Source organism: Rhodoferax lithotrophicus, assembly GCF_019973615.1.
GTDB classification, from domain to species: Bacteria; Pseudomonadota; Gammaproteobacteria; order Burkholderiales; family Burkholderiaceae_C; genus Rhodoferax; species Rhodoferax lithotrophicus.
On record NZ_AP024238.1, the window covers coordinates 1,566,223 to 1,591,080 of the forward strand.

Annotated in this window: 24 protein-coding genes and 1 pseudogene; 10 read left to right on the plus strand and 15 right to left on the minus strand. The window is 55.6% G+C overall.

Going from position 1 to position 24,858, the window contains the following annotated elements:
• Nucleotide 1 precedes the first annotated feature (1 nt).
• The 4 genes from LDN84_RS07240 to LDN84_RS07255 form a co-directional block, all read right to left on the minus strand.
• Nucleotides 2–3,112, minus strand: a complete 3,111-nt coding sequence (locus LDN84_RS07240) for a CHASE4 domain-containing protein (protein ID WP_223910485.1) — start codon at nt 3,110–3,112, stop codon at nt 2–4.
• Between the two features lie 448 nt (nt 3,113–3,560).
• The gene (locus LDN84_RS07245) at nt 3,561–4,298 is read right to left on the minus strand and encodes a hypothetical protein (protein WP_223910488.1); all 738 of its coding nucleotides are present in this window, start codon (nt 4,296–4,298) and stop codon (nt 3,561–3,563) included.
• A 302-nt stretch (nt 4,299–4,600) separates the two neighbouring features.
• Complete coding sequence (locus LDN84_RS07250) at nt 4,601–5,131, minus strand: GNAT family N-acetyltransferase (protein WP_223910491.1); 531 nt, start codon at nt 5,129–5,131, stop codon at nt 4,601–4,603.
• A gap of 85 nt (nt 5,132–5,216) precedes the next feature.
• A complete protein-coding gene (locus LDN84_RS07255) occupies nt 5,217–5,630 on the minus strand; it encodes a DUF6228 family protein (protein WP_223910494.1) in 414 nt (137 codons plus the stop codon).
• A gap of 721 nt (nt 5,631–6,351) precedes the next feature.
• Here LDN84_RS07255 and ltrA point away from each other — a divergent pair.
• Nucleotides 6,352–7,653, plus strand: coding sequence for a group II intron reverse transcriptase/maturase (ltrA, locus tag LDN84_RS07260; RefSeq protein ID WP_223910497.1), 1,302 nt, complete (start codon nt 6,352–6,354; stop codon nt 7,651–7,653).
• Between the two features lie 74 nt (nt 7,654–7,727).
• Here the strand turns inward: ltrA and LDN84_RS07265 are convergent, their stop codons facing one another.
• The 5 genes from LDN84_RS07265 to LDN84_RS07285 form a co-directional block, all read right to left on the minus strand.
• Nucleotides 7,728–8,096, minus strand: coding sequence for a hypothetical protein (locus LDN84_RS07265; RefSeq protein ID WP_223910499.1), 369 nt, complete (start codon nt 8,094–8,096; stop codon nt 7,728–7,730).
• Nucleotides 8,097–8,743: 647 nt separating this feature from the next.
• Nucleotides 8,744–8,914 carry a hypothetical protein gene (locus tag LDN84_RS07270; RefSeq protein ID WP_223910502.1) on the minus strand — a complete coding sequence of 57 codons (171 nt, stop codon included), beginning with the start codon at nt 8,912–8,914 and terminating at the stop codon, nt 8,744–8,746.
• Nucleotides 8,915–8,936: 22 nt separating this feature from the next.
• Nucleotides 8,937–9,395: a hypothetical protein gene (locus tag LDN84_RS07275; RefSeq protein WP_223910506.1), complete on the minus strand. Its 459-nt coding sequence runs from the start codon at nt 9,393–9,395 to the stop codon at nt 8,937–8,939.
• Nucleotide 9,396: 1 nt separating this feature from the next.
• The gene (locus LDN84_RS23105) at nt 9,397–9,567 is read right to left on the minus strand and encodes a DUF6404 family protein (protein WP_353961414.1); all 171 of its coding nucleotides are present in this window, start codon (nt 9,565–9,567) and stop codon (nt 9,397–9,399) included.
• Between the two features lie 3 nt (nt 9,568–9,570).
• Entirely contained in the window at nt 9,571–10,110 is a 540-nt protein-coding gene (locus LDN84_RS07285; RefSeq protein ID WP_223910509.1) for a permease, read from the minus strand.
• 407 nt (nt 10,111–10,517) lie between these two features.
• On the opposite strand from LDN84_RS07285, the gene LDN84_RS07290 reads away from it, so the two are divergent.
• The 5 genes from LDN84_RS07290 (at nt 10,518) to LDN84_RS07310 (ending at nt 15,004) form a co-directional block, all read left to right on the plus strand.
• The gene (locus LDN84_RS07290) at nt 10,518–11,000 is read left to right on the plus strand and encodes a YiaA/YiaB family inner membrane protein (RefSeq protein ID WP_223910512.1); all 483 of its coding nucleotides are present in this window, start codon (nt 10,518–10,520) and stop codon (nt 10,998–11,000) included.
• Between the two features lie 24 nt (nt 11,001–11,024).
• Complete coding sequence (locus tag LDN84_RS07295) at nt 11,025–11,483, plus strand: hypothetical protein (RefSeq protein WP_223910515.1); 459 nt, start codon at nt 11,025–11,027, stop codon at nt 11,481–11,483.
• Nucleotides 11,480–12,328 carry a DUF2145 domain-containing protein gene (locus LDN84_RS07300; RefSeq protein ID WP_435405923.1) on the plus strand — a complete coding sequence of 283 codons (849 nt, stop codon included), beginning with the start codon at nt 11,480–11,482 and terminating at the stop codon, nt 12,326–12,328. Before LDN84_RS07295 ends, LDN84_RS07300 begins: the two co-directional genes overlap by 4 nt.
• 101 nt (nt 12,329–12,429) lie before the next feature.
• Complete coding sequence (ppk1, locus tag LDN84_RS07305; protein ID WP_223910518.1) at nt 12,430–14,505, plus strand: polyphosphate kinase 1; 2,076 nt, start codon at nt 12,430–12,432, stop codon at nt 14,503–14,505.
• A 22-nt stretch (nt 14,506–14,527) separates the two neighbouring features.
• A complete protein-coding gene (locus LDN84_RS07310) occupies nt 14,528–15,004 on the plus strand; it encodes a SixA phosphatase family protein (RefSeq protein WP_223910521.1) in 477 nt (158 codons plus the stop codon).
• 15 nt (nt 15,005–15,019) lie between these two features.
• On the opposite strand, the gene LDN84_RS07315 is transcribed toward LDN84_RS07310, so the two are convergent.
• Nucleotides 15,020–15,247 (minus strand): hypothetical protein, encoded by a 228-nt coding sequence (locus LDN84_RS07315; RefSeq protein WP_223913306.1) that lies wholly within the window; start codon nt 15,245–15,247, stop codon nt 15,020–15,022.
• 120 nt (nt 15,248–15,367) lie between these two features.
• Here LDN84_RS07315 and LDN84_RS22840 point away from each other — a divergent pair.
• Nucleotides 15,368–15,694, plus strand: a pseudogene (locus LDN84_RS22840) (pentapeptide repeat-containing protein); the annotation flags it as partial.
• A 79-nt stretch (nt 15,695–15,773) separates the two neighbouring features.
• Here the strand turns inward: LDN84_RS22840 and ppx are convergent.
• Entirely contained in the window at nt 15,774–17,267 is a 1,494-nt protein-coding gene (gene ppx, locus LDN84_RS07330) for an exopolyphosphatase (RefSeq protein ID WP_223910524.1), read from the minus strand.
• 170 nt (nt 17,268–17,437) lie between these two features.
• Between ppx and LDN84_RS07335 the strand changes: the two genes are divergently transcribed.
• From LDN84_RS07335 to LDN84_RS07345, 3 genes are all read left to right on the plus strand, one after another.
• Nucleotides 17,438–18,280, plus strand: a complete 843-nt coding sequence (locus LDN84_RS07335) for a GNAT family N-acetyltransferase (RefSeq protein ID WP_223910527.1) — start codon at nt 17,438–17,440, stop codon at nt 18,278–18,280.
• A 193-nt stretch (nt 18,281–18,473) separates the two neighbouring features.
• Complete coding sequence (locus LDN84_RS07340; RefSeq protein WP_223910530.1) at nt 18,474–20,396, plus strand: PhoX family protein; 1,923 nt, start codon at nt 18,474–18,476, stop codon at nt 20,394–20,396.
• A 271-nt stretch (nt 20,397–20,667) separates the two neighbouring features.
• Entirely contained in the window at nt 20,668–21,897 is a 1,230-nt protein-coding gene (locus tag LDN84_RS07345) for an IS110 family RNA-guided transposase (protein ID WP_223910532.1), read from the plus strand.
• Between the two features lie 105 nt (nt 21,898–22,002).
• On the opposite strand, the gene LDN84_RS07350 is transcribed toward LDN84_RS07345, so the two are convergent.
• From LDN84_RS07350 to LDN84_RS07365, 4 genes are read right to left on the minus strand one after another with little or no spacing between them, the layout of a single operon-like run.
• The gene (locus LDN84_RS07350) at nt 22,003–22,764 is read right to left on the minus strand and encodes a FecR family protein (protein ID WP_223910535.1); all 762 of its coding nucleotides are present in this window, start codon (nt 22,762–22,764) and stop codon (nt 22,003–22,005) included.
• Entirely contained in the window at nt 22,761–23,552 is a 792-nt protein-coding gene (locus tag LDN84_RS07355; RefSeq protein WP_223910538.1) for a BPSS1780 family membrane protein, read from the minus strand. Before LDN84_RS07355 ends, LDN84_RS07350 begins: the two co-directional genes overlap by 4 nt.
• Nucleotides 23,549–24,544: a homoserine kinase gene (locus tag LDN84_RS07360; RefSeq protein WP_223910540.1), complete on the minus strand. Its 996-nt coding sequence runs from the start codon at nt 24,542–24,544 to the stop codon at nt 23,549–23,551. Before LDN84_RS07360 ends, LDN84_RS07355 begins: the two co-directional genes overlap by 4 nt.
• A 3-nt stretch (nt 24,545–24,547) precedes the next feature.
• Nucleotides 24,548–24,838 (minus strand): hypothetical protein, encoded by a 291-nt coding sequence (locus LDN84_RS07365; RefSeq protein ID WP_223910542.1) that lies wholly within the window; start codon nt 24,836–24,838, stop codon nt 24,548–24,550.
• Nucleotides 24,839–24,858 lie beyond the last annotated feature (20 nt).

Sequence of the window (24,858 nt, forward strand, 5' to 3'; positions counted from 1 at the left end):
TTCACCTTGGGGCCACCAGACTGATGCTCAAACGCCCGCACTGGGATACGAGGTGATGGGTGTCCAGCACGGTGTGGCCGGGGGCTGGAAAGGTGGCAGTGGGGTCAAGAATGAGCGGTGGTGTCATGGTGATTCCCTGGTGGTCTAGATGCGCCATGTCGATCGTACAGTGTCCGAGGATGGTGTTGACCAATTCTCCGATGGCGGCTTCGCGGTGCAGGGTCAATTCTTCCACAGGATGGGAAAAACCTTCGGTCATCCAGACATGCACGGCGTTGACCAGGCTGTTTTCAAAGCTGAAGATGGCCTGGCGCTGGATCTGGCCCCCAAAACCGATCATAACGCTCACATCCAGCAGGTGGGGTGCGGCGACAGCGCTGTCGGCAAGGGGTACGTCTGCCAAGGGGATGCCGTGTTCGTTGCTGAAATAGTCACGTGTTTTTGTCACCATGGATTGCATGATCAGCGTGGCAGGGCTGGGCGTTTGGGGATCGAACGGCCTGGCCTCTGAGGCTGCGCCAGGCCAGGGCAGGGTGAAGAGAAATTCGGTGCCCTTGCCCGCCAGCGTTTTGACGGCCAGCGTGCCGCCCAGCTTTTGGGTTTCGCACCACATTGCGGCCAGTCCGACACCGCGTCCGGCATGCTCGGTCACCGTGGTGCTGCTGCTGATGTGATCCCGGAAAATCAATTTGGCGATGTCGTCGTCTGACACCTGTTGCACGGCCTCTGCGGTGTAAAGTCCGGCGGCCACCGCGCGTTGGCGAATGGCCTCCAGATCAATGCCGGCACCGTCGTCAGAGATGGACAGATGCAGGCTGTTGAGGCTCTGGCTGATGCGGCACATGATCTGCCCGGGCTCATTTTTGCCCTCTGACCAGCGTTCCTCTGGAGTGCCCAGCCCATGGGTGACGGCGTTGCGAAACACATGGCCCAGCACTTGTAAAAAAGCCTGATAGGGCTGCGGGTCGATCCAGATGTTGTCACCACCTTCGACCTTGAGCGGGGCCACTTCTTTGCCCAGGCGCGTGGCGAGCTGTTTCACCAGGCGGTCAAAGCCACTCAGCAGCTCTTTCAGGGACAGCTTGCGCAGGTGCAGCAGCGCGTTGAGCAGCGTGTGCATGTCGGCGCGGCTGGCATCGATGCTTTCACCAGCAAGCAGGTGTGCAGCCATGGCTTCGAGCTGCTGCGCCTGATGGTCGGTCAGCTGGATGCTTTTGCGGTGCGCCAGAAATTCCTGGCCCAGTGCGTCGCGCAAGATCGCCAGGTCTTGTTCAAACGGGGTCTTCAAGTCATGCAAAGAAACCGCTTCAGCCAGTTGCTGGGGCAACAGCGCATCACCTTGTGCCAGCAGAGCCGACAAGCGGGTCTCAAGGTCATGCAAGGCCGTGGGCGTGTGGATAAAACCAAACTGGTTGAGCAAGCCCTTGCAAGTGTGAATGTCGCGGTAAAGGTTGTTGGCCTTGGTTTGCGGATCAAGCGTGGTCTGGAGCAAGAGCGGCAACCGGTGGTTGACAAATTCACCCCAGGCATCCAGCGCATCAAAGAAACTGCGGCTGTCAGACACCACCGAGACGATGAAGGCCTGGCGGCTGCGTTCGCTTTGCAGCATGGTTTGCAGCCGCTGCTCTTCGGTGATGTCGGTCAGCACCACCATGGTTTTTCCGTTGCCCAGCAGTTTGTAGTCGGCTTTGAGCAAGCGGTCGCCACGCGCCAGTTCGCTGGGCAGCAGGCTCAGCATGCTCTCGCGCACCACCGGCTCTGGCTCGGCCAGCGCGGCGGCGATCACCTCGCCAAAGAGTTCGGCTTGCGCGCTGTCCTGACCCACCAGCACCTGAGCCGCGTTGCGTCCCGCTGGTGAGCAGCCCAGCATGCTGTCACAGGCACGGCTGGTCTCCAGGTCAATCACCAGGTCTGCGCCGAATGACAGAAACCCTTGCCCCGAGTGGTTGAGCAAATCACTCACCCGTTGTTGCCCCTGCAAGGCGGCTTGTTCCGACTGCTTGAGCTGCGCCTGGGTGGACTCGATCACCTGAAGGGCAGACTCTTTGGCCGCCAGCAGTTCCTTGAGGCTTTCCACCTGGGACTGGATCAGCGAGAGTAATTTGTTGAAGTTGGCGGCAACCAGGCTCAGCTCATCGTGGCCGCCTATGTCAATGCGCGTGGCCCAGCTGGACGACCCGTCCAGCACCTCCAGTTGCCTGGCGAACCGACGCAGGCGGCGCACCAGCATGAAATTCAGCGTCAGGCCCAGCAAGGTGGTCATGAGCAAAGCCGTCCACAGCAACTGCTGGCGAACCTGCTGAAACAACTGCACACCCTGGCGGTGCACGGTGCGTGGCATGTCCAGAGAAATGAGCCCAAGCTCGCCCTGCAAGATGTCTCGCACCGGGTAGAAGATGTTGACCACCTCGTCATCCAGCGAGGTCCAGAATTCACCGCTGCCAATCGTCCCCGGCTTCAGAATGTTGCGCCATGGGGTCAACCCTGTGGGCAGGCCCGCTTGCGCCTTCAGGTCAAACGACAGCTTGGTCTGCTCGCGCAGTTTCTGGATGCGCGTCGCATCCAGCAAACGCCCCAGCAGCACCGTGCCCACCACATCGTTGAGTGCATCGGTATGGACAATGCCCGCCCAGCAGATTTGCATCAGGCCCGCATCGGTCTTGATCAGGCCGCATTGCGCCAGTTGGGTGTTGGTTTTGATGTGCTGGAAATAGGCACTGTTTTGCGGGGTAAAGATGTTCAGCGTGGCATCCTCGATCTGGATCGCGCTGTAGGTCAGCAAACGGCCATCTTTGCTAAAAACAGCGCTGAAGGCAATGTCTGCCGGGGCCAGACTCTCTGTGCCAATGTTGTCCTTGGCCCAACGTGCATCGGGCTTGAGGGCATAGCGGTACATGTCGTTCCAGACCGCCCAGTCCTTGGTCACATTCTTCAAGCTGGTGGCACTGGCCTCAAAGCTCTGCTCCACCCGGCCCATGTTGTCTGCAATGTCATCGCGTTCAATGGCTTCATAACTCTTGCTCATGCTTTGCTGCAGCAAGAACAGGCTCACCCCCGCCATCGCGCCAAAACACAGCACAAATGCCAGAAGAACCTTGAGACGTATGCCCATATGCAACCTCCATCCATTGTTGGCCCGATGCGGCAGCCTGTTGAAGGGGACAACAGCCACTGCATGCCTCCCAGCGCGGATTTGAATCCTCGCGCGGCTGGCTCAGAATAGCATGCGGGATGGTGCATCGCGTTGAGCGGGCTGGGTCAGCGGGGCGGTTCTGCAATCAAGCAGGCTTTGGCACTCGTTCTGATGGGGGGCTTTGCGCTTTGGTTTTTATAGGTCATTTTGGCCTATGGCGCTTATTCTGTTTGCGCAAGTAGCTACTTTAAATGTAGCTTTTGAGGTGTCATTCTGATCGATTTTCAGGTGAACACCACACGGGCGATTTGGCGATATACCTGGAGTCAATTGCTCAATTGCTACCGTGAATGGCTCGAACGTCTGAATTTACCGGCGCTGCGCGTCTTTCTCGCGCAGCGTACTGTGGAATGATGGGTTAGCCCAATTATCTCTTCCACGCCCACCCTCCGACATTGGGCCAAGCCTTTCTTGTCTCGATGCTGCACAACTTGGATTTTTCAAATGCAGCCTTAGAAATTCTCATGCGACCGTAGGCGTCACCTGTTATCGCAACCAAGTAAAAACCGTAGCCTTTGCGGACGGTGGTTGCATTAGTGCCTTTTGGGCTTACTACCAGTGCTTTGTTTTCGAGGGAGTTGATGTACGCGGAAAAGCAATGCTCGGACCTGAATACGCTGCCCTTCTCAGCCCCTTTCCATTCAACCGAAAAATCGTTGGCCACTTCGTAGTTGGGTCGGCCGTATTGAACTGTCCCTACGATTCCTTGTTCTGGATTATCTGGCGGGGTAAATGGGCAACCACTGTCACCCGGACAATCAGTGTCGCTCCGCGAAAATTGTGCATTACCGTCGACGCTTACCATTACTATTTCTTCGGGCATCCGAACCTGGTACCGCGTTAACCCGAACAATTTTTCAAGAAAATCATTCTCCACCTGAATTGACCAGCTACCCCAATACCGAATTGCTGGTTTGAACTTGGAATAGTCGGCCTGTAATTCTTGGAGGTTGGAGTAAATATCCGGGTAGCTGAATCGAACTGCCGCATCAATGATTTCTCGCTCTCCCACGTATTCCAATCTCTTCCATGAAAACCCTGTGAAGTTGCCAGCTTCATAGAGTGAAAAAGGCAAGAGCAACATTATGAAGATCAGACGACGCATAGCATTGGGCTAACGTGATTTACAACGCAGGGTGCTCCAAATGAATGTGAACTTCTCTGCATCAAAAAAGGCCTCGAAGTTTTCTGTGATTGCATAGTCAGCTGCAATAAAAATAGCAAAAAACCCGGCAGTTTCTGAAAATGGACAGGAAGCATTCATGGCCTGATTGTGCCCTCGGCGCAATGCATTGGGTTTCTCCCAAACCTGGGATTTGATGACATCTGTTGTTTGTTCAATGGCATCTCAAATGTTCTATGTGTTTTAGGCCTCTAGCGCTTATCCAGTAAGCGCAAGCAGCTACGTTAAAAGGAGTATTTCGGCAAGCTTTCAAGAGGACACCACAGGTGCAACTTGGACACATACCCGGAGTCAACGGCTACCGCAAAAGGCTCCAAACCAAACGGCATGAATCCGTGCCGCTCATAAAGTGACTGAGCAGCCGTATTGCCCTCGGTGACCGTGAGTTGAACCAGCAACACGCCGGGCCTTGTCTTGGCGTAGGCCAGTGTCGTGGCGAGCAACGTTGAGCCGAGACCCCGATGACGTTGCTGGGTTGGCACATACATGCCGAAGAGCGTGGCCTTGTGTTTGGCTTTTTCGCGCTTCTCGAATGCCAAGCCTGCCACGCCAGAAAGCACACCGTTGGTGAAGCAGCCAAAGACGATCTCTTTGGGCATCTCGCCCGTGGCGAGGCGATCCTCCCACCAGGCGACGGGCAATTGGGCGCGTTCAGCAGCGCTGGATGTGAAAGCGTCTGGATGCCGGGCATAGGCTTCAAGCATGAGTGCCCGGTATTCAGCGGCGTGCTGAGGGGTAAGGCGGGTGGGGGGCATGTTGGGTTAACGTCGGCGCTGCCCGGCGCGCAACCAGTGCCGCGCAGCGGCAGCCTTCGGTTGCGTGTCCGCGCCGAGCAAATTGTTAAATGGCGTTGTTCGCATTTACTAAACCCTTCGCTTCGATTGCCAATCTTTCGAGTTCACCGAGTCCCGTCTCGATACCAACTTGAACGCTCCACTCCTCGGGCGCACCAGGAAGGCCTCGGAGCTTCACCTGAAAAGTAACTGAACCCAAGGCCGTGCAGGTGACGGACAAACCTAAATCGCCTTCCAAAGAAGCCCAAGTTATTGCTCCCTTCCAGGGCGCTCGATGCTCGCCAAGGTTGGCGAAAAAGAAAGCGAGATCGGGTGCATCCATTTCCGACCATAGCTGTGTATTGGCCGTTATCGAATACCCAGTGAGTTCGACAGGAAAGAAGCTGCCGTTTGGTTCGCCAATTTGGAGCACACGGTTTGAGGCGGTGGAGCGAATTGTGATCAAGGGTTCCATAGCCATTTAACGTTTGAATTCAGTGGACCAGCCAGCGCAGCTGGCGCAGGTCCGCTGCAATGAATGGTGTGCGCCCAGCATGGGCGCGAACTTATGGGGTGAAAGTCCCCTGTGGGAGAACCGAATTGGACTCATAGAGAGCAATCTTAACCACTAGCCGACGGCGTGTCCGTAATCGTCTATCAACGATTACGGAGGGGCTGACCCGCGAGGGGTAGTCTGGAGGAAGCCCGAGTGCAAATGTGCGAGACGACGAACAGAAACCGCATAGAAGGCCCAGAGCGCCGAGGCAAGCTGGCACATGACAGCAAAGCCCAACGGTTCGATGCCTACGGTAAATGCGGCGTTTGTGCACAGAAAGTTTGCGACCCTTACCTGGGGAGATCTGCACCGCGTGCGGTGCAAATGGATGACGGCATGACCCGGATCGGTTCCACCGGGAAACCAAGACTCAAGTGCCGTGGCGAGCTGCCCGCCACGTGTCGAAGAAACTGGCAGCAACGTCATTCATGAACACAGCGCGACTTGCAGCAATGTGAGCCGTGACGATGCAGAAGTCAGCAGCGGCCGTAGTAGGTGTTCAGGAGTCGGGATACCGAAGGGCCAAACAATGAGACACAAGGAGCAGACGTGAAAGCCTTGACCAAATCGACCAAGCCCGAACGGGTGAGATGCGGGCGGCGGCCAACACGCACCGAGCCTTGACACAAGACGAAGTGAAAGCAAAGTGACAACTGAACTGCTTGAAGCCGTACTGACCAGCGACAACCTGACGCAGGCATGGAAACGAGTGAAGGCCAACAAAGGCGCGCCGGGCATTGACGGCATGACCATTGACGACTTCCCTGACCATGCACGCGCACACTGGCCAGCCGTGCGACAGCAGATCAGAGAAGGGCGATACCAGCCGCAGCCAGTGCGCAGGGTGGAAATACCCAAGCCCGGCGGCGGCAAACGCCTGCTGGGTATCCCCACCGTCATGGACCGGGTCATCCAGCAGGCTATCGCCCAAGTGCTCACGCCGATATTCGATCCGAGCTTCTCGGATTCGAGCTTCGGTTTCCGACCTGGCCGCAATGCACACCAGGCGATCAGGCAGGTGCAAGCGACTGTGAAGGACGGCAAAAGCATCGCAGTGGACATCGACCTGGCCAAGTTCTTCGACACCGTCAACCATGACGTGCTGATGAACTTGCTGGGTCGAACCATTGCCGACAAGCGACTGCTGCGCCTGATCGGGCGCTACCTGCGCGCCGGAGTGCTGGTCGGTGAGCATGTGGAGCCGAGCGAAGTGGGCACCCCACAAGGTGGGCCACTCTCGCCACTGCTGGCAAACATCCTGCTGCACCAGCTTGACATTGAGCTGGAGAAGCGGGGACACCGCTTTGCACGTTACGCCGATGACATGGTGATTCTTGTCAAAAGCGAACGCGCGGCACAGCGGGTGATGGACTCCATCACGCGTTATCTGGAAACCACCCTCAAACTCAAAGTCAACTTGGCCAAAAGCAAAGTGGCACCGATGAGCGAATGCGCCTTTCTGGGCTTCACGATCAAGGGCAAGAAAATACGCTGGACTGACAAGGTCTTGGCAAACTTCAAGCACCGGATCAAAGAGCTGACCGGGCGAAGCTGGGGCGTTTCCATGGAATACCGGCTGCGAAAACTGGGGCAATATCTTCGGGGCTGGACGGCGTACTTTGGCATCAGCCAGTACTACCGACCGGTTCCTGAACTGGACGAGTGGATCAGGCGGCGCATCCGCATGTGCTACTGGAAACAGTGGCGCTGGGCGCGAACCAAGATCAAGAATCTGCTGGCTTTGGGGGTTGACCTGAAGTCAGCGATTCAGCACGGTGTCAGCAGCAACAGCTACTGGCAGATGTCCAGAACACCAGTGATCAAGCAAGCGATATCCAACGCGTGGCTAAAGGAGCAAGGTTTGCTCAGTGTGAAGGACCTGTGGTGCAACGCACAGGGCTATACGGGAAAGAGGAGGAAAACTTCGTCGAGCGTGCCAACTTGTTGAACCGCCCACTGCGGACCCGCATGGTGGGTGGTGTGGGGGCTGGGAGTTAGAGACTCCCGGCTACCCGATGTGCGTCATTGCCACTGGCTCAGCTCTTTAAGACTAGCAAAACTTCCATTGAACCGAGGGAGTTGAGGCACCGCCGCGATATCAGCAACTAGTTCCGAACTTGCTTGCTTCATTGGAGTTGCGCGCAGTTTGTACGGACCACCCGGAAGATCCCAGTCAAAAACGTACAACCCGACTGCCGCGTAGTCGCTCCACACTTTCTCCGTTCCAGTGTGTGGGCTGGGAATAGCTTCCGTGATTGCCGAGTGCTTCGCGTGATGGGTTGTCACGGGAGCTGGGAAAAATCCTTCACCGGCTGTCGCAAAGAGCGCGATATTTCCATCGGTGTCCCTGGCAAGCCAGTCAAACTCAATTCCGTCGAGATCGGGGTGCATAGCTGCCTCTATGACGCACAACGTTGGAAATGTGCGGCGCACGCGAAGCGGGTGTCCGTACGATTGAGGCGGTCTGTCGCGGATCGCAACACCTCTTGGCGCGTATTCTGTCTATCCACAATCGTCCCCTTTTTGGTCAACAGCCTACGTAGCTGTGTCACTTCGTCCGTGTCAAAAGCTTGCTTTTGTCCGTGCGCTGTGTCGCAGCTACGCACGCTACCAGAAAATCGTCGCTGTATAAATACCCAGCATATGTGCTAGTGCCACCGTTCTATCCGTCGATCGACCGTGATTTACACCGCAAGGTGCTGCAAATTAAAGTGACAAGTTCAATCTGAAAATGCGTCTTTCCGCAAACTGCCATTGAAGACTTAGCTGCAATAAAAATAGCATCAAACCCGGCAGTTTTTGAAATTTGACTTGAAGCACTCATGGCTTGATTGTCTTCCAGGCGCAATGCCTTGTGCATCCCCCAAACGGGGGATCTCAATGCGTCTGTTGATTGCTCAATAGCATCTTAAGTGCTTTATAAATTTTAGGTTTCTAGCGCTTATTCAGTAAGCGTAAGCAGCTATAAAAAATGTAGTATTTTGAGTCACGCATTACAGACCAAACAGCGCGCTCACTCACCTACACAGCTTGCTGCCTCAGCCTGCATCATCCAACGCCTCAAGTGCCGCAGTGACAACCCGTTGCGCCTCTCCAATCAGTTCAGCAGGGTGGCCTTTGGCGACCAGTTGTTTGGTGTGGTTGGCGGACAGCTTGCTGGCGTTTTGCAGGCAGGCCCGCACCAGCAGCACCAGGTCGTTGTTGTTCATTGCCCCTGGCAACGCATTGAATTCACTTTGCAGTGTCCACGTGTAGCGCAAGAAGCCTGCAGTCTGACTCTGGAGCGCTGGCGATATGAAATTGCAACGGGCCGATGGACTCCGAGTGCGCATTGATCCAGTAACCCTGGTAGGTGTAGGAGTCTGGTAAATCCTTTGCTTGAATGGAAATTCTTGTGTGCTGCGCAAAGCGTGCAGTCGTCGCTTCTTGGATACCTGTCACTTTGCCGAGGCTTTCGGCCATACGCTGCAAGGGCCCCAAAACCTCAGACGGGTTGGCGAACAAGGTCGCCAATTCTTTTGTCTTGCTGCTAGCCAGAAGACCCGCTGCGTGGATTCCACACGACTCTTTGGCTATTGCGTTTGACAAGGTGGCCAAGAGAAAAATGGGTAAAAGTGTGTATCGAATGTGCATGGGTTTGATTTGTTGGAAATGTGGTTGACGTTCACGGCCTGAGACGCTGCGCGCCATGTCAGGTTTTGGCGCTTGCACTGAGATCTTTCCATAACGGTAACTGGTGCTTCTTGCGTCCAATAGCGTAGTAGATGGCCATGAAGAAGCCAAAGCACAACCCCGCAAGGCCTGCGTCGAGCGAAATGTTAAGTTTGGCATTGCGAAGTGTGATCGGTTGGCCAGCTTGCAGTGCTTAGCCCACAAAAACGTACTGGCCTTTGATTTTCTTGGGAGTCATCAAAGCGAAATCCGGAAAGATTTGTTCCCTGACATACCAGACAAAAGCAGTGATTCCGATGGCAATGGAAATACCGATGGATGAGGCAATTGGGCTGGACGAAAAATCTTCAAATGCTTTCGGCAGTTGAATGATCGACAGCAAAATGTAGGCGTTGTATGCCCCCACGCGATTGGTGTGGAAACCCCAGGCAAACAGCAGCGGGATAGAGGTCATCAGAATGCCTGTAATCCACTTGGCGTTTGGCCCGATCTTGGCTCCGAGGTCAAAGCCAAGCCAAAAGGCAATCATGGTCTGAATCAACATCAAGATAATGAGAATGTTGACTTTTTGGTGATGTTTTTTGCAGCGTTTGGGATCAGGGTATGAGGCAATAAAGTGTGCGAGCTGATGATCTTTGATGCCATGATTGGAGAGCAGTTCAAATACCCTGGCCTTCATCGTGCCCGACGCTAGAAGCGTATTGACCTTGGCTTTGATTTCAGATTTTTTCATCACAAGATTTCTTCCTGCGCTGCGATAAGTCCAGCAACAGTTGCGGTGGTTGGGGGAGTGGCTAAGTAGGCGCTATGTGCTGATTCTCACGTCGGCACCATTTTCTGAATATCCCCCAAACAGGGGATTTGGTGGTGTAAATGACTAGTGCGTCGTGGGATTCATTTCATATGCCATTTAAGCCTATAACGCTTATAAAGTAATCGTCAATAGCTATTGAAGATGTAGCAACTTTGTTAAACAAAGATGAGTTGCTTTCGTGCGCATTGATCTTGAGCGCATCATGATAAGTATCGGATATTGATACCTTGCATCTCTATTCATCAGACTTCACATGAAAAAAGAGACTATTTGGCCTGACGCAGCCCACACTTGCGCCCATGTTCAACAACTCTTCAAGGAAACGTATGCAAACCTCAACTCAAATGCTGATTCACCGTGATTCCAAGGCCTGGGTGCTGCAGGTGTGGGTGTCGTTTGGTCTGGCGGTGTTTTTGTGTGGTGTCGGGCTGGCCTGGTTGCCAGGCAAGGATCTGGATCGGGCGTTCATGGTGATGGGTTATTTCTTCTGCCTGTCGGCGGCGTTTGTGCTGGCCAAGTTTGTGCGCGACAACGAGGCCGCCCAGGCCGAGGGGCGGGTGGTTGATACCCCGCTGTTCAAGTTGGTGGTGTGGGGCGGCTTCTTTCTGGCCATGACACTCACCGGCTGGGGCTTGCTGCGCATGGAGGTGAATGAGGCCTATAAGGCGTTTCTGGGGGTGAGCTGGCTTTACCTGATCACTTGTACCTTTACCTTGGCCAAGACGCTGCGTGACCGCCATGAAGCTGACTTGAGCGAGGCACGTTTGCAGCATCAAATGCCTCGTGACAAGCGCGACGTTTTGGCGTAAAACCTGATATATCAGGAGATCATCATGAAACATAAATTTGCTACATACTTAATAGCTGCTTGTGCAATATCTATAAGCGCTACAGCCTCATTTGATGCGCAATCCCAAAGCGAGGTATCGGCCCTGAGTGCGGTGTTTGCCATGCCGGTGGCCTCGGTGGTTGCCGGGGCCAGTGCGGCCGCTGGTGCGATGGTGGCCATTCCGGCGGTGTTGTCTACGGCTGGGGCTGTGCTGGTGGTCAAGGCGGTTGAAGTCTCGGCGCGTGGCACGGTGTATGTGCTGGAGCGCGTCTCGGATGGTGTGCAGGTGAGTGTGGAGGTGCTCGGCCAGAGTGTTGCCGCCGTGTCGGTGGGTGTCGGTACGATGGCCACCGTGAGTGTGGTGGGAGCCGGGGTGTTGCTGTCTGTGGCGGGGGAGGTGATTGCGTTCATCCCCAATGAATTGGGTAAAGCCTTGCTGCATAACGAACGGGTGACCAAATGAGCACGCTGTTTTCATCTCATCAGGTCAGCTGGCGCAAGATGCTGGCGCTGGCCTTGTTGGCCCTGGGTTTGCTGGGGAGCCTTCAGACGGCTCACGCCGGGCGACCCTGCGACACACCTAAGCCGCCCAAGTTGCAGACGGTCACCCAGGCACTGGCGCTGGCGGAGCGTACGCTTCACGCGCTGGATGCCAGCGGAGCCCAGGTGGTGATACTGGCGCGGGCTGGGCAAGACCTGACAAGTTATGGCTTGCATTACTCGCATCTGGGTTTTGCTTACCAGCAGCCTGATTCGCAAGGCCATAGCCAGTGGCGGGTGCTGCACAAGCTGAATCAGTGTGGCACGGCGGTGTCTGACATTTACCGCCAGGGCTTGGGTGAGTTTTTTATGGATGATTTGTGGCGTTTTGAGGCTGCCTGGGTGGTGCCCACACCCGAGGTGCAAACCCGGTTGTTGGCGCTGCTGCGTGATCAGCCCCGAGCTGTGTCACTGCATCACAGGCCCTACAGCATGGTCAGCTACGTGTGGGGGCAAAAATACCAGCAATCCAACCAGTGGGCGATTGAAACCATGTCGCTGGCCATGGCACCAGAGCTGGGCATGGGCCCACCCACGCGCGAACGTGCGCAAGCCTGGATGCAGCTCACGGGCTACCAGCCCAGTGTGCTGAAGATTGGTGCGTTCACACGCTTGGGTGGGCGCATCACGTCCGCCAACGTGGCGTTTGATGACCACCCCAATGAAAAACGGTTTAATGATCGTATTGAAACCGTCACGGTGGATTCGGTGTTTGCATGGATGCAGCGTGCGGGCTTGACCCGTCAGCCGGAAGTGAACTTGCGCTGACATGTATTTGTCACATGAGTGTCACATGAAGTCGTCACAATTGGCAGAATTGACACACCTTGATCTGCACGATGGCCGTTTCACCTTCTCCAGTTTCCCCCATGCCAACGCCTGTTGATACCCGCTGGATCGACCGTGACATGAGTCTGCTGGCGTTTAACGCCCGCGTGTTGCACTGGGCACAAAAGCCAGACGTGCCCTTGCTGGAGCGGCTGCGCTACTTGTGTATTGTGTCGTCCAATCTGGATGAGTTTTTTGAGGTACGGGCCGCGCTTTACACCAGCCTGGCCAAGCCCAAAGCCGATCTGAGTGCCATTGATGCGCAAGCGCAAGAGGCCCTGAGTTTGGTAGCTCATAGTTTGGTGGCGACCCAGTACACGCTGTACAACGACGTGTTGTTGCCCGCTTTTGCCAAAGAAGGTATTCGCGTGGTGTCGCACAGTGAGCGTACGCTGGCGCAGCAACGTTGGGTGAAGTCATTTTTTGAGCGCGAAGTGCGCCCATTGCTATTGCCGGTGGGGTTGGACCCGGCGCATCCGTTTCCACAGGTGGCCAACAAGTCGCTGAATTTCATTGTGCGTTTGTCCGGCCATGATGCGTTTGGCCGCGAGAATGAGATTGCCATTGTCAAAGTGCCGCGCAGCTTGCCGCGTTTTATCCGCTTGCCAGAGAAACTCTCGGGCAAGCGCACGCTGTTTGTGTCGATTTCAAGTGTTATCCGCAGTCACCTCAAAGACCTGTTTCCAGGCCGTACGGTGGGAGATTTTTCGCAATTTCGCGTTACCCGTCACTCAGACTTGTCGGTCGATGAAGAAGATGTCAAAAACCTGCGCACCGCGCTGCGCCAGGGTCTGGATCACCGTAACTATGGTCAGGCCGTGCGTCTGGAGGTGTCGGCGGGTTGTGCCGAGTCTTTGTCTGATATGTTGTTGCGCCAGTTTGAGCTGCCGACCTCTGCGCTGTACCGGGTGCATGGCCCGGTGAACCTGGTGCGGTTGAACCAGTTGATTGATCTGGTGGATCAGCCCAAGTGGTTGTTCCCTTCTTATGAGCCCAGTTTTCCACAGCAACTGGCTCCGAACACGCCGATTTTTGAGCAGCTTCAAGCCGGTGACGTGCTGATTCATCAACCTTACGAGAGTTTTGACGGGGTTCTGGCCTTTTTGCGCGAAGCTGTGAATGATCCTGATGTGTTGGCCATCAAGCAAACCATTTACCGCACCGGGTCGGACTCGGCGCTGATGGAGTTGCTGCGCCAGGCGGTGCAGCGTGGCAAAGAAGTGACCGTGGTGGTGGAACTCAAGGCCCGCTTTGACGAAGAGGCCAACATCAACTGGGCCGAAAAGCTGGAATACATCGGCGCGCAGGTGGTGTATGGCGTGGTGGGCCTGAAAACCCATGCCAAGATGCTGCTGGTGTCGCGCCGGGAAGGGCGCAGCATTTGCCGCTACGCACATTTGTCTACCGGTAACTACAACCCGAAAACGGCGCGGCTGTATACGGATATGAGTTATCTGACGCGTGACCCCAAGATTACCCAGGACATTGAAGCCGTTTTTGGCCTGCTGGCCAACCAGAGCCGTATTCCGCGCCTGAACAAGCTGATCCTGGCCCCATTTGCCTTGCAGCGCAGCCTGATTGAGCTGGTGGATAAAACGGCCAAGGCCGCTGCAGCAGGTGTGACAAGCCGCATCATTCTGAAGATGAATACGCTCACGGATGAAAAATTGATGGAAGCGCTGGTGCGTGCTGGTCAGGCCGGGGTGGCGGTAGATCTGATCGTTCGCGGAGCCTGTATGCTGCCCGCGCAGCGAGTCGGCTTCACGGACAACATACGTGTGCGCTCCATCATCGGGCGGTTTCTGGAGCACTCCCGGGTGTTTTACTTCCAGATGGGTACGCAGGAAACCTTGTATCTGTCCAGCGCCGACTGGATGAGCCGCAACATGTTGCGCCGGGTAGAGCTGGCTTGGCCGGTAGAAAACGCGGTCTTGCGTCAACGCGTGGTGGACGAGTGCCTGAACACCTATTTACACGACACGGTGGATGCCTGGACGATGCACCCCGACGGTCATTACACCCAGGTCAGCCCGACGCGCAGTCGTCTTGCCGCCAAGACAAAAGCTACTTTGGGTGCACAAGGCAAGCTGATGGCAATGTATTCAGCCAAAGCGTGAATACCTCTATAAGTGGTTTGACATGGATCTGATTTTGTGGCGACATGCGCAAGCCTTTGATGCCTTGCCTGGCTTTGATGATGCTTCGCGTGCACTCACGCCCAAGGGCGAGGGGCAGGCGGCCCGGGTAGCCAAGTGGCTTGACCGCCAGTTGCCTGAGAGTACACGTGTGCTGGTCAGCCCGGCCAGGCGGGCCGAGCAAACGGCCAAAGCACTCGGGCGCAAATACAAGCTGCGGGATGAACTGGTGCCAGAAAGCTCGGCCGATGAATTGCTGGCGCTGATCAAATGGTCGCCAGATGTCGGACCACCGCACAAAGGTGCGGTGTTATTGGTAGGACATCAACCTGTTTTAGGTCAGTTGGCCGCCCGTTTGCTGGGGAGCTCCGAGGCTGTGTGTGACATCCGCAAGGGCGCTGTGTGGTGGTTGCGCAGCCGCGCACGCGAAGACCAGTGGAGTACCTCATTACTCACGGTGATCAGCCCCGAATTGATTTAGCCGTTCAGTTTGGGATCACTTGGCATCTTTAGGCCGGCCGGTTTTGATGGTGGGGACATTGCTCAAGGCAAGCTTGTAAGCAATGTCGCTCATGGCTGCCAGCGCTTTGATACCAGCGCGGAGTAATTCACTTTTCTTCACGGATTGCCCTAGTTTGCCCGCGCGCAGTTTGAGGCTGTCAATGGCGGCGTACTCGTCTTTGGGCATGGTGAAGCTGTCGCGCACCAGTTTGGATTTTTTCACCTTGATCACTTCCACTGGAACCGTCACCGGCTTGGATGCAGTTGGTTTGGCAGCAGCAGGTTTGGTTGTCACAGGTTTAGCTACAGCAGGTTTAGCTACAGCAGGTTTAGTCACAGCAGGTTTAGTCACAGCAGGTTTAGTCACAGCAGGTTTAGTCACAGCAGGTTTAGTCACAGCAGGTTTAGTCACAGCAGGTTTAGTCACAGCAGGTTTAGTCACAGCAGGTTTAGTCACAGCAGGTTTAGTCACAGCAGGTTTAGTCACAGCAGGTTTGCGCACCACGGTTTTACTGACGACCACAGGTGCTGCCTTGGGGGTGACTTTTTTTACGCTGGTTTTGGCACTGGATTTAGCCGGGGCGCTTTTGACCGCTATCTGAGTTTCAGGTTGAGTGACTGCGGGCTGGGTTTCGACGAGGGCTTTTTCGGTGACGGGTTGCGTGGTTGATGTGGTGGTCGCCATAAAGTTCCTTTGAAGTTGAAAGATATAAACAGTTTATACCGTTTATATCTTTTGTCAAATCAAATCAAAGCACCACCAGCTCAAACGTCCAGTCGGTCTTTTGCCAAGCCAGGCACTCTTGGCGCAGAAGGTGCGCCGATTGCGGAAACTGCATGCTCCAGCTGTTGCTCACGGTCAGGCTAAGGCGTTGCCGCTGCTCGTTGCAACTCAAGGCCATATCCTGAATCTGCGGGCTTTGCCGGGCATGGCACAAAATCACAGCCAGGCGCAAGGACAGCAGCAGTTTGATGGAATCGGGTTCATCAAAATCGGCATCCAATTTTTTGAGCTTGCCACGGTGGCCAAGCACCAGCAGCCCCAGCCGATAGAGTTCTGTCATGCTGAAGCCAACGGTGTCGGCGTTTTCGAGAATGTAGGCACCGTGTTTGTGGTAGTCGCTGGTGGAAATGGCCATGCCAATTTCATGCAGCAAAGCAGCCCAACGTAGCTTGCGTTTGAGTTCGGCTGTGCGGGTAGATGGGGCCGGCAAGATGTGTTCAAGCAAGCGGCCAGCAACTTGGCTGACCCGTTCTGCCTGTGCGCTGTCGATGGCAAACTTTTGCGACAAGCGCTGCACCGAGGCATCCCGTGCATCGGTATCATGGCCATCACGTTCAACCATCTCCAGCAGCACCCCATGACGTAGCGCACCTTGGGCGACATGCAGGGTGTCGATGTGCAGCAACGTCATCAGCCCGCGCAACACACTCACGCCGCCACCAATCACCGCGCGTCGGTCATCTTTCAGACCTTCGAGCTGCAACTTGCTGGCATTACCTGCACGCAGCATGCATTTGACCAGCCAGTTCAAACCCTCACGACTGATCAGTCTGGCAGGCCAGCCGGCCATTTCAAGAACATCAGCCACTGCACCTACTGTGCCGGAAGCCCCATACGCACTGTCCCATTGGTTTCGCGGGTAATGGGTGAGCGCCTCTTCAAGCACGGCTTGTGCGGCAATTTCTGCGCGGTACATGGTGGTTTCCGTGAAGTCCCCTTTGGGAAAATATTTCATGGACCAAGCCACACTGCCCACCCGGAACGAGGCAGTTTGCAGGGTTTGTGTACCCGTGCCCAAAACCAGTTCGGTGGAGCGTCCCCCAATATCGATCACCAGGCGGCGTTCAGAATTTTGCGGTAACAAATGTGTCACGCCCTGGTAGATCAGGCGCGCTTCTTCGGTGCCGGCAATCACTTCAATGGGGTAGCCCAGAATCTGGCAGCCACGCTGGATGAATTCTTCCCGGTTTTTGGCTTCGCGCAGGGTTTGGGTGGCCACGGCACGCATCTGTTCGGGCTTGAAGCCGTTCAGGCGTTCGGCAAAGCGTGCTAAGCAGTCCCAGCCACGGTTCATGGCCTCTAGCGATAAATTGCGGTCTTCGTCAAAGCCGTTGCCCAGACGAACTGTTTCTTTGAGGTAATCCACGCGCTGCAGTTGGCCGTGGTCGTAGCGACCAATTTCTAGACGAAAACTGTTCGAGCCAAGATCAATGGCTGCCAGGAATGTACCGTGTTTCATGGTGTGAGTTTATGGATTTTGTGTGACAAAAAGATGTCAATTTCAAGACATTTGTCCGGTTTTTGAGGCCAGCAGGGTTTCAGCAGGTGTGTCATACAACTGCCATCAAAACGCCATGAGCCTGTCACTTGGTGTGGCGATCATTACCTTGTTCAACCAAGGAGTACGACATGAGAGATCTGCCTAACCCCACCTTTGCATTTTCCCCGGTTTCCCTGCCCAGGGGGTCACTTCACCGATCCGAAACGGGCCAGTTTGAAGCGTTACCTTCGGCTTCCAAAGTGGAGCGCGCTGGTCTGCTGGTGTCGTGGGCCCGACATGCAGACGAAGTCCGGCAGGCCCAACGTCTGAGGTACCGGGTTTTTGCAGACGAAATGGGTGCCCGCCTGACCACACCGGTGGCCGGACACGACATTGACCTGTTTGACAATTACTGCGAACACTTGCTGGTGCGTGATCAGGCCACCGAAGAGGTGGTGGGTACCTACCGCGTGCTCACACCCGCACAGGCCAAGCGTGTGGGCAGCACTTACAGCGATACCGAATTTGATTTGACTCGACTGCGCGGCTTGCGTGAGCGCATGGTGGAGTTGGGACGTAGTTGCGTGCACCCGGACCATCGACATGGTGGCGTGATCATGGCGCTATGGGGTGCGTTGGCCGAATTCATGGTGCGTAATCAGCTCGACACCATGATTGGCTGCGCCAGTATTCCCATGCTGCACAACGGTATCGTCAGCGGTGATGTGGCTGCCAGTATTTGGCAACAACTGAAAACCACGCAACTGGCACCGATTGAGTTGCATGTGCGGCCACGTTTGCCTTTGCCGGTGGAGCATCTCAACTGTTTTCTGGACGTTGAACCCCCGGCATTGATCAAAGGCTATTTGCGTCTGGGGGCCAAAGTGCTGGGCGCGCCAGCCTGGGACCCGGATTTCAACAGTGCTGATTTGCCCATGCTCATGCGCCTTACCGATTTGCCAGCGCGCTATCGCAAGCATTTCCTGGGTTGATTACAGCGTCGTTGATTCACTGCGTACGACATGTCTTCAGTCCATAAACAGAATGGGGTGTCAATTTTTGCCCACAATTCTGCGGCTGTATTCACAAAACTGTCACATCACGTTCATACGATCACGCTGGTTTGCAGCCGTCGCACGTGGTGCACGGTGCGTGCACTTCTCAACGATTAATTTTTGGAAAATCATGTCTCATTTGCCTCAACCTTCACGCCGTCAGGCACTCAAGTTTTTAGCCAGTGCACCCATTTTGCCACTCGGAGCCATGTCGGTCAGCTCACTGATGGCTGGCTGCGCCACATCGGGTGCAAGTACTGCGCCTGTGGGTGGGGCATCGGCCTCTGCAACGTTTACTTCCATGGCTGCACCTACGTTGGCCAACCCTGCTGCCATGGCCGCAACCACGGTGGCTTCGAGTCTGAAGGTGGGCGGCACCACCCAAGCACTGGCACACCAGTCATTTTTCATCACCGGTGACCGCGTGCCCGATGGTCAGGGTGGTTCCGTGGTGGCTGGTGGTTACTTCGACATCGTGAATCGCCCGATCATGGACAAAACGGTCGCTGGCAAAGAGCGTCAATTTTTCTCGGATTGCCCGGACGGCACGTCCTTGTTGCAGTTGCCCAAGACAACGGTCAAGGGTATCAAGGGCAAAGCGGTGTTTGCGGTGGTGCAGTTTGAGTACGTGACCCGTGATCAGGCAGGAAATGACCGTTATGGCACATTGCCATCCCCCATGGCGGTGCTGACACTGGATCAGGATCAGGCCACCGGTCAACTAAGGTTGGTGAAATACCACAATGTAGACACTTCGGAAGTGAATGGCTTGTGGATCACCTGTGCGTCCAGCCTGTCCCCCTGGAACACACACCTGTCCAGCGAAGAATATGAGCCGGATGCCTTTGCCGTGGCCAATGACAAGCGTTTTAAGGCCTTCAGCAAGAGTCTGTTTGGTGATGAATCCGTGGCCAACCCGTACCATTATGGGCATCTGCCAGAAGTCACCGTCAATTCGGATGGCACAGCCACCATCGTCAAGCATTTCTGTATGGGCCGTATTTCCCGTGAACTGGTGCAAGTGATGCCTGACCAGCGTACTGCCTTGATGGGGGACGACTACACCAACGGCGGTCTGTTCATGTTTGTTGCTGACAAAGCGGCGCAGTTGTCCGCGGGTACCTTGTATGTGGCCAAGTGGACGCAAACATCAGGTGCAGGCCCAGGCAGTGCCACGCTGTCGTGGATCAAGTTGGGCCATGCCAGTAGCAAGGAAATCGAGGCCTTGGCCAATACGCTGAAACCCACAGACATCATGGAAGTCAAAACCACAGACCCGATGGATGCCAGCTTTACCAAAATTCAATACTCCGGCAAAACCAACTGGGTCAAGCTCAAGTCGGGTATGGACAAAGCAGCAGCCTTTCTTGAAACCCACCGCTACGCCGCACTCAAGGGAGCCAGTATGGGCTTCACCAAGATGGAAGGCACCACGCTCAACATCAAGGACAAAGTGGCTTATTCGGCCATGAGCTACATCCAGGCCTCCATGGTGGATGGTTCTAGTGACATCAAGGTGCAAGGCCCCAAAGCCGGTGCTGTGTATGCATTGAACCTTAAAGGCGGACAAAACGACCTGTCAGGCACAGCGATTGCCAGTGACTGGGTGGCGGTGGACATGGCCGCCCCGGAAGCTCTGGTGGGTGAAGATTTGGTCACGCCGGATGCCTTGGGCAACACCGCACACGCCGACAAGATTGCCAACCCAGACAACATCAAGTTCTCAGAAAAACTGCGCACGCTGTTCATTGGCGAAGACAGCGGCATGCACGTCAACAACTTCTTGTGGGCTTACAACGTCGACACCAAGGAGCTTTCACGCATCCAGTCTTGCCCGGCGGGTGCTGAATCCACCGGTTTGGGGGTTGTGGATGACCTCAATGGCTGGACTTACATCACCAGCAACTTCCAGCACCCTGGTGATTGGGACAAAAAACTGCACAACAAGGTGGAAGCCACGCTAGACCCGCTGGTACGGGCCAACTTCAAAGACCGTTTTGGTGCGGCCGTGGGTTACCTGAGCGCCGGTGGCAAGGCGATCAAACTGAGCTAACTTTCATGAATCCAGGCCGACGCCCCGGATGATGAAAGAAACTTGAGGGAGGAGGTGCTGAGGTAGAAGTCGAGAAAATTCTTTGGGGCTGGCACCCCGATAGCTAACTTGACTCACCCACACCGACTCGTACCCCGAATTGACTCCATCGGTTTTGCCGATGAGATCTCACGTTAAACAGGGCTGCCGGGCGCAAGGCCGGACAAGCAATTTCGGTGGGGTACCCCGGCACCTCCAGTTTTGAAGTTTACCTTTCAACTGGAGGATATCGATGGAACTTACCCCCATCTACAAGCGCGTGATTGGCCTGGACGTGCACCAAGCCCAGATCAGCGGCTGCGCCATCGTGGAGCAAGCCGATGGCACTGTCAGCGTCGAGCGGCACGAGTTCGGCGGCTTCAAGCGCGACCGCAAAGCGCTGGCCGAATGGGCGCACTCGATCAGCCCGGATGTGGTTGTCATGGAGAGCACCGGCATTTACTGGAAAAGTCCATTTGCAGCCCTGGAGTCAGTGGGCATCATCGCTTGGGTGGTCAATGCCCGCCACGTCAAAGCGGTGCCGGGTCGCAAAACCGATGTGGCCGATGCGCAGTGGCTGGCCACACTGGCGCGCGCCGGGCTGCTGCGGGCCTCCTTCATTGCCAAAGCTGACCTGCGCAGCCTGCGCCATATTGCGCGACACAGACAAAAGCTCGGCGGCATGCTCGCCAGCGAGAAGAACCGGTTACACAAACTGCTCACCGATGCGGGTATCCGCTTGGGTGTGGTGGTGTCTGACTTGCACGGGCAGTCAGCACGCGCCATGGTGAAGGCCCTGATCGCAGGCAAAAGCGTGCCCGAGGTGCTGAGCTTGGCCAGTAATCGCTTGCGTGCCAGCCGCGAAGATATCTTTGAGGCGCTACAGGCTGAAGAACTCACACCAGCACATCGCTTTGTTCTCACCGAAATCATGGTGCATATCGAGGAGCTCGAAAACCGTATCGCCCGCTTTGATGCAGAGTTGCTGCGCTCTTTGCGGGATGCCGGTTATGGGGTACCTTTGCAACTGCTGCAAACCTTGCCGGGCATTGACCTGATGGGAGCGGCCATGCTGCTGGTGGAGATCGGTGTGGACATGAGCGTGTTTGGCAGTGCGCAGCGACTGGCATCCTGGGTGGGCATGTGTCCGGGCAACAACGAGTCCGCAGGCAAGCGCAAAAGTGGGCGCATCAGAAAAGGCAACGCCTGGGTGCGTCGGCTGCTGTGCGAGTTCGCGCAAGCTGCTGGGCGCAGTCGCTGCGCGCTCAAAGATAAGTTTCAGGCCCTCAACGTGCGCAAGGGGCACAAACGATCCATCGTGGCGCTGGGGCACAAGATGCTGCGCACGATCTATGCGATGCTGCGCAAAAAGACGCATTACGTGGATAAAACAGTGGACTACGAGGCCTTGATGGTGGCGCGCAATGCGCCGCGCTGGTTGCAGATGTTGGTCAAGCACGGCTATGTGCCTGCGCACGCCTGATTTACTGACTTCTTGAGATTAACGTGTCTTGCGTATGGCTTGGTCGGGTCAGGGGTTTGCTCGTCTGACGGTTGGGTTCTTTCACGTTAATCTGATCGATCCGGGTTATTGACCCATCAACTCGGCCGGATGTTTCTGGCCGGGTTGTTCGTCCATGTAACCCATGCCGTTTTTGATCCCTTTGCGGCCCAAAATCTGCCAGTTGGTGCGCTGATCTACCAGACGGGCCAGGAATTCCAGTTCTTCGTCGGTGTGGTTGATGGCTTTGGCTGCTCGCAGCAAGCGCCCGCCTGTGGGCTCGGGTTCGGCCCAGAATGATTGGTGGTAGTCCGATTGGCTGATGGCATGATCCGCGCCAGCCTGCACATCCACCGTGCCGTAGCAATTACAAAAATAACTCCGATCATGTTGCTCAGGCATCACTTCGGTGTAGGTTCCTGTGCCGCGAATACCCACAGTGATGGTGGGTGTGACAATACGCCGCGCACCGCCTTTGCCCCATACGCTGACGACCGCGCCTGTGAGCAGGCGTAACACACTGACCAGGTTCAGGCTGGCACCACGTTCCACCACCATTTGGGTGTTTTGGCGTACTTTGAAAGAAGAGTTGCCCAGTACAAAAATCACACCCGAATGGGGGCCGGTGGTAATGGCATCCCCGGTTTGAATGGTGTGCTCGGGCAGCATGCGCTGACCATTGAGCAGTGCGTCACCCATCAATTCAACAATGTTGCTGCGGTTTTGCGCCTGTGCGGTGTTGTAGCCGCCCATGGCGACCCACACGCTGGCAGCTTGCAGGAAACTGCGGCGCTGTGTCCATAGCAGTTCTGATTCAGTGCGCCCAGCCAGGGTGTGGATGGTGTTCACGGTAGGTCTAGCTCCTTCACTGGTAGATCGGCTTCAAAACTATCTCGAAAGGTGAAATATAGCGAGGTAAAAAACATCGAGGCCACCAGCATCAGGCCCGGAAACAACAGCGTACCCGCCAAGCTGGCACTGCCCAGCAGGGATGACAGCGTCATGATCCCCAGCATCATCCCCACCATCACCAGCATCCACAACAGGGCAAATACCGTCAGTGCCCAAAAATTTCTAAAACACGCCACGATGCTGAAAAACATGGCTTTGACAGGTGACAGGTCATGCCAGTAAACCAGTGCTGGAGCATGCCAAAACAACAAAGACAGTGGCAGATGCAGGCCAATAAACGTCCACATCGCAGCCATGAAGGCGTTGGACTCCATCATGTCCCGGTCTGGTACGTGACCACCCAGATACATGTTGGCAAAGCCGCCACCATCGACCAGATAAGACACCCCCATGGCACACATGAAGCCTGTGGCATACATGGCCCCCAAGCTGAACATGGCGCGTAACTTGACCGGGCCAGCACGCAAACCCGAGAGCAAAATCAGTGGCATGGGAAATTTCCCCTGAATCGCCTCCCGCGTGGCAGCCATCAGGCCCAAGGTGATGGCTGGCAGCACCATCATGGCGATGGGTAAACCGATCAGTGGCACCATGGTCGCCACGGACATGAGTGCCATGAACATAAAAAACAGCCCGGTCAGGGCCAGTGGCTGCTTGGCATAGGTTTGTATCCCCAGTTTGACCCAGGTGGCACCGGTGAATGCCCGAACTAGCTTGAGTTTCATGCGCAGGCCGCCAGTGTGTCAAAGTCCAGCAGATGGCTGACCCGCTGCGTGAGTACCCGCTCAAAGTGGCTGGGGTCGTGCGCCTGCAGCATACTGGCCTCGCGTGGCAGATGAAAATCCCACAGGCGTGAGAGCCAAAACCGCAGGGCCCCAGCGCGCAGCATGGCGGGCAGCAGTGCCCGCTCGGCCGCCAGCAAAGGTCGTTCCTGGTTATAGGATGCTATAAATGAGTGAGCGTTCTGCGCATTGTTTTTGCCAGTTTCAAGGTCAATACACCAATCATTCAGGCACACCGCCAAGTCAAAAATCCAGGTGTCTATTCCGGCAAAATAAAAGTCAAAAAAACCGCTCAGCACAGGGGCGTGGTTGACGGTATCAAATAAGACATTGTCACGAAACAAGTCGGCATGAATCGGACCACGCGGCAGGGCGGCATAGCTGGACAGTGCGGCAACATGGTTTTGGTAGGCCAGCTCCTGGGTGATCAAGGCTTTTTGAGCTTGGGTCAAATAGGGCAACACGACAGGTACCGTGTCGTTCCACCAGCTCAAGCCGCGCAGGTTGGGCTGCTGTGGCTCAAAACTGCGTCCGGCCAGGTGCATACGGGCCAGCATGGCCCCCACTTGGGCGCAATGCTCGGGAGTTGGTGCCAGTTCACTGGCTCCGCTCAACTTGTTGACCACGGCCGCTGGTTTGCTTTTGACATCAAAGACCAGTGCACCCTTGTCATTGGCGGTGGGCTCGGGTACGGCAATGCCATGTTGTGCCAGGTGTTTCATCAGTTGCAAATAAAACGGCAGCTGTTCAAAGCTCAGGCGCTCAAACAGCGTCAGGACATAGTCATGGGTTTGTCCTTCAAGCTCCGCACTGGCGAAATAGTTGGTGTTTTCAATGCCGCCGGCGCAACCCTTCAAGCTGGTGACATGTCCCAGTTTCAGTTGTTTAAAAAGAGCTTGGGCTTCTGAGAGAGAGACTTCTGTGTAAACCGCCATGATTCAGAACCCCATGACCTTCCAGGTGCGTTCACCCGTTTGGGGGGCGACCTGGTAGCTTGGCAACCCCCCTTTGGGTTGCACCGTAATGGTTTGGGTTTGGCCACCTACACGTTCCTCGTCAATACGGGCACCAGAGTCTTCCACCTGAATGTGTTCAGTGCGCGAGACTACGCCAGTTGGGTGGGTGGCAGGCTGGGCAGCGCTGGAAGCGGCAGAGGCCGGAATGGGGTTTTGGCTCCAGGCCGTGTTAACTGCCAGAAGAAGAGGGAAGAGGAGAGTATTGAAGCGCATCTTTTGATTGTAGATAAAGC